Source organism: Microcystis sp. M53602_WE12, from assembly GCF_030065455.1.
Taxonomy (GTDB): Bacteria; Cyanobacteriota; Cyanobacteriia; order Cyanobacteriales; family Microcystaceae; genus Microcystis; species Microcystis aeruginosa.
This window is the reverse complement of the sequence record NZ_JASJFB010000249.1, coordinates 1-10,844: the sequence shown is the minus strand read 5'-3', so window position 1 is coordinate 10,844 and position 10,844 is coordinate 1. Positions and strand designations below refer to the sequence as shown.

Annotated in this window: 10 protein-coding genes and 1 pseudogene; 8 read left to right on the top strand and 3 right to left on the bottom strand. The window is 46.1% G+C overall.

Annotated features, from left to right (window positions below):
- Together PX482_RS09140 and PX482_RS09135 are read left to right on the top strand one after the other, a co-directional pair.
- The coding region (locus tag PX482_RS09140) for a transposase (RefSeq protein ID WP_130758671.1) at nucleotides 1-114 on the top strand (114 nt) is incomplete at its 5' end.
- A gap of 27 nt (nucleotides 115-141) precedes the next feature.
- Nucleotides 142-996 (top strand): annotated as a pseudogene (locus PX482_RS09135) (patatin-like phospholipase family protein); the annotation flags it as partial.
- A 166-nt stretch (nucleotides 997-1,162) separates the two neighbouring features.
- Here PX482_RS09135 and PX482_RS09130 read toward each other — a convergent pair.
- Genes PX482_RS09130 through PX482_RS09120 form a run of 3 tightly spaced genes read right to left on the bottom strand, consistent with a single transcriptional unit; the run spans nucleotide 1,163 to nucleotide 3,042 of the window.
- The gene (locus PX482_RS09130) at nucleotides 1,163-1,681 is read right to left on the bottom strand and encodes a TolB family protein (protein ID WP_002761947.1); all 519 of its coding nucleotides are present in this window, start codon (nucleotides 1,679-1,681) and stop codon (nucleotides 1,163-1,165) included.
- Nucleotides 1,678-2,214, bottom strand: a complete 537-nt coding sequence (locus tag PX482_RS09125; protein WP_002761945.1) for a TolB family protein — start codon at nucleotides 2,212-2,214, stop codon at nucleotides 1,678-1,680. The genes PX482_RS09130 and PX482_RS09125 overlap by 4 nt, the downstream gene beginning before the upstream one ends.
- A 12-nt stretch (nucleotides 2,215-2,226) precedes the next feature.
- A complete protein-coding gene (locus PX482_RS09120; RefSeq protein WP_288122342.1) occupies nucleotides 2,227-3,042 on the bottom strand; it encodes a Ycf66 family protein in 816 nt (271 codons plus the stop codon).
- Nucleotides 3,043-3,732: 690 nt separating this feature from the next.
- Between PX482_RS09120 and PX482_RS09115 the strand changes: the two genes are divergently transcribed.
- From PX482_RS09115 to PX482_RS09090, 6 genes are all read left to right on the top strand, one after another.
- Nucleotides 3,733-5,427 carry an iron uptake porin gene (locus tag PX482_RS09115; protein ID WP_288024058.1) on the top strand — a complete coding sequence of 565 codons (1,695 nt, stop codon included), beginning with the start codon at nucleotides 3,733-3,735 and terminating at the stop codon, nucleotides 5,425-5,427.
- 156 nt (nucleotides 5,428-5,583) lie between these two features.
- Nucleotides 5,584-7,359: a pyruvate kinase gene (gene pyk, locus PX482_RS09110; RefSeq protein WP_002761942.1), complete on the top strand. Its 1,776-nt coding sequence runs from the start codon at nucleotides 5,584-5,586 to the stop codon at nucleotides 7,357-7,359.
- 214 nt (nucleotides 7,360-7,573) lie between these two features.
- Nucleotides 7,574-8,386, top strand: coding sequence for a C-phycocyanin alpha-cysteine-84 phycocyanobilin lyase subunit CpcE (gene cpcE / locus PX482_RS09105; protein WP_288122341.1), 813 nt, complete (start codon nucleotides 7,574-7,576; stop codon nucleotides 8,384-8,386).
- 55 nt (nucleotides 8,387-8,441) lie between these two features.
- Nucleotides 8,442-8,873: a DUF29 domain-containing protein gene (locus PX482_RS09100; RefSeq protein WP_002761940.1), complete on the top strand. Its 432-nt coding sequence runs from the start codon at nucleotides 8,442-8,444 to the stop codon at nucleotides 8,871-8,873.
- Between the two features lie 234 nt (nucleotides 8,874-9,107).
- Nucleotides 9,108-9,731: a C-phycocyanin alpha-cysteine-84 phycocyanobilin lyase subunit CpcF gene (cpcF, locus tag PX482_RS09095; protein WP_288122340.1), complete on the top strand. Its 624-nt coding sequence runs from the start codon at nucleotides 9,108-9,110 to the stop codon at nucleotides 9,729-9,731.
- A 62-nt stretch (nucleotides 9,732-9,793) separates the two neighbouring features.
- Nucleotides 9,794-10,567, top strand: coding sequence for an ABC transporter permease (locus PX482_RS09090; protein ID WP_002761938.1), 774 nt, complete (start codon nucleotides 9,794-9,796; stop codon nucleotides 10,565-10,567).
- The last annotated feature ends 277 nt before the right edge of the window (nucleotides 10,568-10,844 follow it).

The following is a 10,844-nucleotide window of genomic DNA, read 5'->3' as shown; positions in this document are numbered from 1 at the left end:
GTGGTCGAGGGAATCAACAATAAACTTAAACTAATAAAACGGAGAGGCTATGGCTTTAGAAACTTTCGGAATTTTTGGGTTAGAAGTATGTTATCTTGGCATCTTGTATGTTGATTTAGCATAAAGGGTAACGAAGAGCCAGAAAAGCTATTTAATGACTCAGCTATTAAAGCTCTAGAATTAGCCAGCAAAGGATTAATTCCCCAGTATAATCTCAGTCCTTCCTCTCCAATTACTAAAACCTTATTTTCCCTAGCTACCTACGGTTTACGCGGTCGCTTTACCAACTTTGATCAGTTACTAAGAGCGCATATTGATTTCTCGGAATTAGCCACTTGGGGAGCTAAACCAGAACCACCAATTTTATTAATGGGGGCCTGTAATGTCCTGACAGGAAAATTAAGTAAATTTAACTCGCGCGAGGAAGCGGTTAAAATTGAACATATCCTAGCTTCTGCCTGTGTTCCTAACATTTTTCCTGCCGTCACCATTGAAACTATGGCCTACTGGGATGGACTATTTTCCGATAATCCCCCCATCCGTTCTTTAATTCGCCGTGAATTTGTCGGAGTCGAAAATATTCCCGATGAAATTTGGGTAATTAAAATTAATCCCACCTCTAGAGATAAGATCCCCGTGCAATCCGATGATATTGCTGATCGCCGCAATGAATTAGAAGGCAATGTTTCCCTATTTCAAGGTCTCGATCAGATTGACTTTCTCAATCAATTATTTCTCAAAGGAGCCTTTAAAGAAGAATTCTTGCGCGAGATCGCCTTAACAGAACCATTTAAAATTCCTAAATCTTTCCCGGAAGATCCCGATCAGGATTACCATATTCCCATGATCGAAATGTCGGCGGAATTAGCCCATAGTCTCAACTACGAAAGTAAACTCGATCGCTCTCCTGCCAATATCCAGCGTCTGATTGCTGACGGGGAAAAACAGGGAAAACAATTTCTAGAACATCGGCTAAAAGCTATGGGTTTAAGATAATTTTTGAGGTTTCAAAAACGGCAAAAATAAGGATTAAATTGCACAAAATCCTTAAATAGACCATTCAGTTGATTATTATTCATTCTTAATTCTCCTGACGACCGGCTACTGGCTACTGACTCCTAACCCTAACAACAATTTTTGATTTTTACAAGAGATCTAATAATCACTGATTTTCATTGACTAATACCCGTCCGGATAGATCGTAAATCATAATATCCCATTGCCCATTTTTTGCCGCTTCAAAAGCCACTTTAGAACCATCGGCACTGATGATCGGATTGCGTACTTCCGCGAGCAGATCGGGAGCAATTTCCCTTCTCTGTTGAGTTTGTCGATCGTACAGATAAATAGCCGTTTTTCCCTGACGACTAGCAGTAAAAACGATATAACGACCATCTTCACTAATGGAAGGACTAGAAGCGATCTGATCGAGAGAATTTAGTCCGGGTAAAGGCAGTAAACGGCGATCGATGGCATCAAAAAGATAGATAGCTTGGGAACCATTGCGATCGGACGCAAAAACGAGATAGCGAGAGGCAAGATAGGGAGTTAATTCACTAGCAGCACTGTTTAAAGTTCTCCCCCCTCGATCGAAAGGAAAAGACAATAAACTGGGATAACCCGCACATCCAGTTAACAAACTAATTACAGCAACAAGACTAATAAAAAAATAACGTTTCACGGTTTGGGACTTTCAACGGGACTGCCATCGGCAATATCTAACTCGATATTCGGACCGCGATCGAGAACCTCCACATCCCATTGTCCCCGACGAGCGGACTCAAAGACAAGATAACGACCGTCGGGACTAAGACGGGGATTTCGTAACCAACCGCGATAATTTTGACTCAATAACTCAGAGCGATCGGTAATGCGGTCATATAAAGCGATGACGGGACGACCCTCAATAATCACCACATAAGCCAGATAACGCCCCGTTTGGCTTAAACTGGGGCTATCGGTAATTTCTTGACCCGTATATAATCCCCCTAGGGCTTGGTATTGTTTTGTCTGCAAATCATAAAGCAGCATCTGATTACTACCGCGACGATTAGACAGCAAAGCAAGCCAACGACCATCACCGCTCAGGGCGGGTTTTTCGTCATTATAGCGACTATTTAGGGTTCCTGTAGAGAAACCGGGGTTATTGAGATTACAACCGCCTATAACCCCTAAAAACAAGCAGATAAACAGTAAAAAGGGAGCTTTGGTCATCGGACCTACTCCTTAATAATCAAACCTAGTCGGATGATCATTACTCGACTCCCGTTCACTATTATCCGGTCTCTGCCAATCTTCTCGATCGCTCGTATCGCTAGGATCGATCGGTTGATAATCGACGTATTCCCCTTTAAATGGCGGATCATCCTCAATTATTGGGCGAGGACGACGTTTTTGTCCAGTGCGGGGCAATTTACTGCTCGTTTCTTCACTAGCGGGACGACGACGGGGACGGGGACTGGTTTCTTCCCAATCATCACCGCTACGGCGCTGATCATAAACATCTCGATCGCTAGTGGGGGAACTATTGCGGGGACGACGATTAGCCGTTTTGCGACCGCTAGTATCGGCCGGCCGACGGGTGCGGGTGCTGCGGGGTTCCTCGTCCTGATAACTAGAAGTGCGGGAAGATCGGGGATCCTCGTAACCGCGTAAACGGGGATTATCTTCGTAACGTTCCTCCGGTTCGTAGGTGTCGAGGGGTTCTAATTCGGCCCGATATTCCCGACTCACAGGACGTTCATCCACAAAAGACGTGCCGCGGCGGGCCTGTTCCGTGGTTAAACCCCGCAATTTTACCGTCTCGAAGGCAAAAAACACCGCTGCCCCGGTCAGCAAAAATTGTCCGAATTGCAAAATCGGATCCAGTCGCCACCCTTGAAAAAGTAGAATTAAACCGCACAGTAAACCAACGGCGGCAAAAAATATATCATGATCCCTGGAAAGTTCCGGCCGCACCGAGCGCAGGAAGTATAATCCCGCTCCGGCCACTGCCAGAAAAATTCCTAAGATACTGGCCGAATTCAGCCCAAAATTGACCATCTTTATCTCCCTTCTCGGTGCTTAAATTCAAGAATCGAGTCTTTATCTATAGCCGTCAGTTTTCAGCAGCAATCTTGCTGTTTTTAACTCAAGGAGTCGATCTATATCCTGACCCCCAAGTCTAGCACTATATCTATCATCCTCGATTCTAACTTACTCGATCGAGCCTAGCTCACACAACTATTGTTGAGGAAGTGGGGAAGTGGGGAGACCACTTCGTGCGCGTTGCGGGGGGAAGTGGGGAAGTGGGGAGATTTTATCAGTGAACAGTGAACAGTAAACAGTGAACTGAAAACTCACATCTGATAACTGATAACTGATAAGGCTGATATTTTAACAAAATCTTTAGGAATTGCCCATTGACAGGATTGACTAAATGTGATGTATGGGTTTCGGGCATTTTAACGTGATTTTTTGATCACTTTTGAGCGATCGCTATCGTTGGGAAGTTAATCGCCGAAAGTCTGAAAGGAGGGATTTTCATTGATGCACATCATGGTTAATTTGTAAAGTGCGTAATTCCTAATTTTAATAAGATCAGACAGAAATTTTTCTGTCATATCATAAAATTAACTTAACCTAGACAAGAGGGAATTAGCATAGAATGTGATTATAATTGCAGGCTAAACATATAGTCTGTTTGTATTCATAGTCCATTCAATCCATAGAAGAAGGTGTGAGGATTGACCCATGTCAAAACTATTCAAGAATTTAGTAAAGGTAACTCCTTTAGTATTAGGTGCTTCCGTAGCGGCTGCTGGCAGCGCAGTGGCTCAAACTATGCCTGGTACACCTCAACTCAAGGTTGATCCAGTAGCGCAACAACAACTCGATCGCATTCAACGCGCCCAAAATAGTCAGCAGATTAATACGGGTGTTTATCAGGGTTCCATGTCCCAGGTGACTAGCGTTAACCAACTGCGGGACGTATCTCCCACCGCTTGGGCCTACGAGGCATTAAGAAGTCTTGTGGAACGTTACGGTTGTATCGTGGGTTATCCCGACCGTACCTTCCGTGGTGATCGCGCCACCACTCGTTGGGAATTTGCCGCAGGTTTAAACGCTTGTTTAAACGTCATGGAACGTTTAATTCAAGATGGTGTCGGTGTACTCAGAGAAGATATCGATAAATTAAAACGTCTTGTTCAAGAATTTGAAACCGAACTAGCGGCTTTAGGAGCTAGAGTGGATAACCTTGAACAGCGCGTTGCTTTCTTGGAAAACAATCAATTTTCTACCACCACCAAACTCAGAGGCGAGGTCATCTTCAGTATCGCCGATAGCTGGGGTGGTCAAGCTTCCGTTACCAATACCGACGGTACGGTGACTGATGGCAGCAATCAAGATGAAACTCAAACAGTATTTAATAATCGGGTACGACTCAACTTTGAAACCAGCTTCACCGGTAAAGATTTGTTGAGAACCCGTTTACAAGCGGGTAACTTTAACAATACCTTCAACCAAAACGGACCGACGGTAACCAACATGACCCGTCTGGCATACGATGATGGCCGGGACAATGACATAACCATCGATGACTTGTTCTACCGCGCTCCCATCGGCACTCCCTTCGGTAACATCACCGTTTGGGTTGGTGCTAACCAGTTAAACCTAGATGACGTTTTCATCACTGCTAACCCCTTCCTCGCCGATAGCGGTACAGGTGCTTTATCTCGCGGTCAACGCTACAATAACATCGTTTTCCGTGGTCCTTCCGGTGTTGGTGCTGGGGTCAGATTCAACATTGGCGATGTTTTCCAAGTTACGGGAACCTACCTAGCCGAGGGTGGGACTAATGGTGCCAGCAATCCTAACCCTGGTAGCGGTTTATTTAACGGTTCCTACAGTGCGGGTGCTCAGGTTGGTTTCTCCTTCATCAAATTTGCCGATATTAACTTCGTTTACGTTTACAGTTATCAAACTGCAGCCAGTATGAGTTCTGGTTTATTCGGTAACGTCAGCAGCCCTCTCACCGAGCGTCCCTTCGGTAACGTTGGTACTACTGCTAACCGTTTCGGTCTTCAGGCGAGCGCCCAAGTTATCCCAGGAGTCTTAAATCTAGCGGGCTGGGCTGGTTACGCCGATGCTTCGGCCACGGGAGTTAATGATGCGATCGGAGACAATAACACTGGTATCTGGTCTTGGAACCTTAACCTCTCCGTTCTCGACCTCTTTGCCGAAGGTGCGGCGTTTTCTTTAGGTGGTGGTCAAGTGCCCCGTTCCGATAAAGAAAGCAGCACCTCTTACATGGTAGAAGCTCAGTATAAGTTCCCAGTCACCAAAAACATCCTGATTACCCCCGGTGCCTATGCGATCTTCAACGCTAACAACCGTAATAACGACACCATTTTTGTCGGTGTCCTCCGGACAACTTTCCGTTTCTAAGCTGAGTTGACGGACTTGGTAAATAAGAACGGTGGGATTTATAGATCTCACCGTTTTTTTGCTTTTAACTTTTCACTGGGTATAACCATTTATGAGAAGATGATCGGAGCGTCCCAAACGCTGCTATATTTACTTCGCCTATTTAGTTGCTTATCTATGCACTCTCTGTCTTTCCCCCGTCGCACTAAAATTGTGGCCACGATTGGCCCAGCCTCGCAAAATAAGGAAACATTACGTCAGATGATCAAGGCGGGGGCGACGACATTTAGATTAAACTTTTCCCATGGCGATCACGATTACCATCGTCACAGCATTAACCTGATCCGTCAGTTAGCCTTTGAACTCAATCAACCCATTGGCATCCTTCAGGATCTACAGGGGCCAAAAATTCGCTTAGGTAAATTTGCCTGTGGGTCGATTACCCTGAAACCGGGGGAACCCTTTATCCTTACTTCTAGGGATGTGGAATGTAATCAGGAAATAAGTTCCATTAGCTATCCCTCGCTGGCCCAAGAAGTCCCAGAAGGTTCGAGAATTCTCCTCGATGATGGTAAGGTCGAAATGCGGGTGGAATCAGTGGATCGTTTGAAAGGAGACCTGTCCTGTCGCGTGGTGGTTGGGGGTGTCTTATCCAGTAATAAAGGGGTAAATTTTCCCAACGTCTATCTGTCGGTGAAAGCTTTAACCGATAAGGACAAAAAAGATTTAATGTTCGGACTGCTGTGGGATGTGGATTGGATCGCCCTTAGTTTTGTGCGTAATCCCCAAGATATCCTCGAAATTAAAGAATTAATCGCCAGTGCGGGTAAATCTATCCCCGTGATCGCTAAAATTGAAAAACACGAAGCGATCGAGGAAATGGAGGAAATTTTATCCCTCTGTGATGGTGTTATGGTGGCTAGGGGGGATTTAGGAGTAGAATTACCAGCCGAAGACGTGCCAATCCTGCAAAAACGCCTGATTAATACCGCTAATCAGCTAGGCATCCCGATTATTACCGCCACTCAAATGCTTGACAGTATGGCCAGTAATCCTCGTCCCACCCGCGCCGAGGTTTCGGACGTGGCTAATGCGATTTTAGATGGCACTGATGCGGTCATGCTTTCCAATGAAACGGCTGTGGGTCATTATCCCATCGAAGCGGTGGCAACCATGGCCCGCATTGCCGAAAGGATCGAACGGGAACAGATCAATAGTGCCGCTCGCTCTAACAATAAACAATCGATTCCTAACGCTATTTCCTCGGCAGTTAGTCAAATTGCCGAACAATTGGGGGCAGCGGCAATTATTACCCTGACAAAAACCGGCTCTACTGCCCGTAACGTCTCCCGATTTCGCCCCAAAACCCCGATTTTAGCCGTTACTCCCCATCGAGAAGTGGCACAGCAGTTACAGCTAGTTTGGGGCGTAAAACCGATGTTATTGCTCGATTTACCCTCCACCAGCCAAACTTTTCAAGTGGCGATGAATCTCGCCCAGGAAAATAACCTCCTAGCGGATGGTGAGTTAGTGGTGATGACGGCGGGAACTCTGCAAGGGGTGGCCGGTTCCACGGATTTAATTAAGGTGGAAGTGGTAAAATCCCTTTTGGGTAAAGGTACGGGTATCGGCCAGGGTGTGGCTAGTGGCCGGGCGCGAGTAGCCCATAATGCCCGAGAAGTGGGTAGTTTTAGTAGTGGGGAGATTTTAGTCGTTCCCACCACCAGCGCCGAATATGTGGATATGATGCGGAAAGCTGGCGGAATTATCACCGAAGATACCGCGATGAATAATCACGCCGCTACTATCGGTTTAAAATTGGGTATTCCTGTTATTGTCGGGGTTAAAGATGCCACGAAAATTATCCGCGAAGGGGTGATCATTAGTCTCGATGCTCAACGGGGTTTAATTTATTCTGGTATTGGCAATGGCGCAGCAACTATGAAAAACTGAGTCAGTTATCAGTATTCTCCGAGACAGGAGTCAGGAGACAGGAGTAAGGAGTAAGGAGACAGGAGTAAGGGGACAGGAGTAAGGGGACAGGTTTTATTTATTCTCCCCACTTCCCCACTTCCCCACACCCCACACCCCACACCCCACACCCCACACCCTACACCCCACACCCTACACCCCACACCCTACACCCCACACCCATTTTCACTTGTCTATGAGCGATTCTTACTCTGCTGCCGTCGATAATCCGGCCTATACTGTTGAACAAGCGATCGCTAATATCCAGCAAAGAGAAGACCTAGGCGCGCGTTATTATGCCGCTTGGTGGTTGGGTAGATTTCGTGTTCGTCAACCGGAGGCGATTTCGGCCTTAATTGCCGCTTTAGAAGACGAAAGCGATCGCACCCCTGACGGTGGTTATCCCCTGCGACGCAATGCCGCCAGCGCTTTAGGGAAATTAGATGATCTCAGTTGTCTTCCCGCCTTGATTGCCTGTCTCGACTGTGAAGATTATTATGTGCGCGAATCGGCTGCCCAGGCATTGGAAATGCTTAAGGATCGAAGCACAATCGCACCTTTAAAGAAACTATTAGAGGGTGGCATCGAAGTGGCCGTTTTAGTGGCGGGAAAACCCCATTTAGTCCAACCCTACGAGGCGATTATCGAAGCCTTGGGAACCCTGCAAGCGACGGCAGCGATTCCCCTGATCGAGCCGTTTTTACAGCATTTCGTCGAAAAAGTGCGTTATGCGGCTGCCCGCGCCCTCTATCAACTAACGGCTAACCCCCACTATGGCGATATTCTGATTAAGGCTTTGCAAGGGGAAGAATTACAGCTGCGTCGTTCTGCTTTAATGGATTTAGGCGCTACGGGTTATCTGCCGGCTGCCCCTGCGATCGCTAATACTTTGGCGGAAAATAGTCTGAAACTGGTTGCTCTCAAGGAACTTTTAGAAAACCATCTAAAAACTAATTCTAGGGGCGAAAATATCTCGGAAATTCTCACTTTAATGGATAGTTTATTGTAATTAATCATTGGTTATTTTGTATCTAAATTAAAACCGATGCAATCCAGAGGTTTTTATGCTAATTCAAACTGATTATGTCGGCTGGCTAAACGAGACAATCACTCTTTTAAAACAAAAAAACTTTGATCAAGTTGACTGGGAAAACTTGATCGAGGAGATAGAAAGTTTGGGCAGAAGTCAAAAACGTGAACTCCGCAACCGGTTAACCACCATCTTAGAACAATGCCTCAAACTTTGCTATACTGATTACGTTGAGGATTATCGAGGTTGGCAAGAAACTATTAGGCGCAGTCAACGGGAACTAGAAGAACTTTTGATCGATTCTCCTAGTTTAAAACCCTACTGGGAGCAAGTATTTTTAGATTGCTATGCCACGGCTTTAAAAAGCTTGCGAGATAACCCCGATTATCAATCCTTTAACTTTCCCAATGATTGTCCTTTTCCCCAAGAAATTAATCAGATTTTACAGAAAAAAGTTTGGCGATAAAATTATCTTTAAAAGTTGGTTAGCGGGGTTAGGATATAGGAGTTAGGAGTCAGTAGCCGGTCGTCAGTAGCCGGTCGTCGGGAGGCAGGAGATTATTTTATTTATTCTCCCCACACCCCACACCCCACACCCCACACCCCACTCCCCACACCCCACGCCCCAGTTCCCCACTTCTCCACACCCCACACCCCACTCCCTAACCCCTACTCCCCTCATCCCTTCTACTGATAACCAATGCTTCCTACCGTTGAGACTTTAATTATTGCCGTCGAAAAAGCCGACTCAGCCAATGGGTTACTAACCGCCGTGGAAAACTTAGCCGCCGCCAAAAGTGAAGCGGCAATACCCACCCTCACCGATGTCCTGAGATATAATAACCCCGGTGCCTCCGTGGCAGCCGTGGATGGTTTAATCGCCATCGGCAAAGCGGCGGTTCCCTATTTACTGGCCAACCTAGACGGTTATAATTATGGGGCGAGAGCTTGGGCAACCCGGGCCCTAGCGGGAATTGGCGATGTGCGAGGATTGGACTTATTGCTTGAGGCGGCGGTGAGTGATTTTTCCTTTAGCGTGCGGCGAGGGGCGGCTAGAGGCTTAGGAAATATAATTTGGTCTGATTTGGAGGAAAGTCGGGTTTCTGAGGCTCAAAAGGCAGTTTTTGCGGCACTGGAGAAACTTTCGCAAGGGGATCCAGAGTGGGTGGTTAGATATGCGGCGATCGTCGGATTGGAGGGGTTAGGAACTGCGGCGGCGGCATTTCGCGGGGCGATTCGGGAACTTTTAGGACAGATTCGGGAGACGGAAGCGGAAATAGTGGTAAGATTGCGCGCCGATCAAGCTCTGGAACACTTACAATAAGCCTAAGTCGAAAGTAGGAAAACTTATTTCTCTACAGGGAGAAACAATTACACTAACATTCTATGAAATATTGGCAGGAAATTTTAGCGATCGCTCAACGAATTTTAGTGGAATTAATCCGGCGCGGGCGTAGCTTAATCCTCTGGGGCATTTTCCCGATCCTTGTCCTGCTCTTAAATGGCTATATTATGGCAGAAAAAGGCAAAATTGAGCTTGCTGAGGCAATGGCTCTGGCTACTCCTCCCACCCTCGTCGGGGCGGCACTTTTCTTTAGTTGTTTGGGGGGAACCGTGGCGACGGTGGTAGCAGAAAGGGAACAACAAACGATTAAACGGTTATTTTTATCGCCTTTAAGCGGTGTTTCCTATTTCATCGGCATTTTTCTCGCCCATTGTGCGATTGCCGCCTGTCAGACAGTTTTAGTTTATTCTATTGCTAAACAGTATGGAGCCACTTTTAAAGGCTCAATTCCTCTAGAATTATTAATTATTTTCCTTAGTATCACCGCCTATGTGGGTTTAGGATTTATCCTTGGTACTCAACTGGCGAAAAGAACAGAAGATGTTAATGCTTTGGTGGGAACTTTTGGGGTTCCTTTATTAATTTTAGGCGGCGTTTTTCTCCCGACTGCTTTATTCCCCGACAATATTCTATCTCTGGCTAAATATAACCCGATCTACCACATGAATGAAGCTTTAATTGCTGTTTGGGCAAAGGGCGAAAATCTCCAAGATATTAGCTCTCATTTTCGCTTTCTCTGTCTTTTTGCTCTAGCTATGGTAGCAGGTGGTTGGCTTACCTATCGACAAATGTTAAACCTTGAACGCCGACTGTAAATCAGTTATCAGTGATCAGTGATCGGTTATCAGTTAGGTAGGGTGGGTTAGGCGGAGACAAATTATCAGACTTAATCATTAATTTATCTATTCGCCGTAACCCACCATCAGTTATTCAGCTTCTTATTTTTCAGTGTAATTAGGGGCTGCTGAAAAAGTTTTTCGTGGGGGCAGGGTGTGGGGTGTGGGGTGTGGGGTGTGGGGTTTTACCCATTTTCAGGTGGTCAATTACCTAATTTTCAGGGAAAAAATCCCTAAATTTTCCCCCCAATCACTC

Excerpts from the sequence above, each read along its gene's own strand:
- PX482_RS09125 (WP_002761945.1), bottom strand. The coding sequence starts at position 2,214 with ATGACCAAAGCTCCCTTTTTACTGTTTATCTGCTTGTTTTTAGGGGTT.
- PX482_RS09120 (WP_288122342.1), bottom strand. The coding sequence starts at position 3,042 with ATGGTCAATTTTGGGCTGAATTCGGCCAGTATCTTAGGAATTTTTCTG.
- PX482_RS09115 (WP_288024058.1), top strand. The coding sequence starts at position 3,733 with ATGTCAAAACTATTCAAGAATTTAGTAAAGGTAACTCCTTTAGTATTA.
- pyk (WP_002761942.1), top strand. The coding sequence starts at position 5,584 with ATGCACTCTCTGTCTTTCCCCCGTCGCACTAAAATTGTGGCCACGATT.
- cpcE (WP_288122341.1), top strand. The coding sequence starts at position 7,574 with ATGAGCGATTCTTACTCTGCTGCCGTCGATAATCCGGCCTATACTGTT.
- PX482_RS09100 (WP_002761940.1), top strand. The coding sequence starts at position 8,442 with ATGCTAATTCAAACTGATTATGTCGGCTGGCTAAACGAGACAATCACT.
- cpcF (WP_288122340.1), top strand. The coding sequence starts at position 9,108 with ATGCTTCCTACCGTTGAGACTTTAATTATTGCCGTCGAAAAAGCCGAC.
- PX482_RS09090 (WP_002761938.1), top strand. The coding sequence starts at position 9,794 with ATGAAATATTGGCAGGAAATTTTAGCGATCGCTCAACGAATTTTAGTG.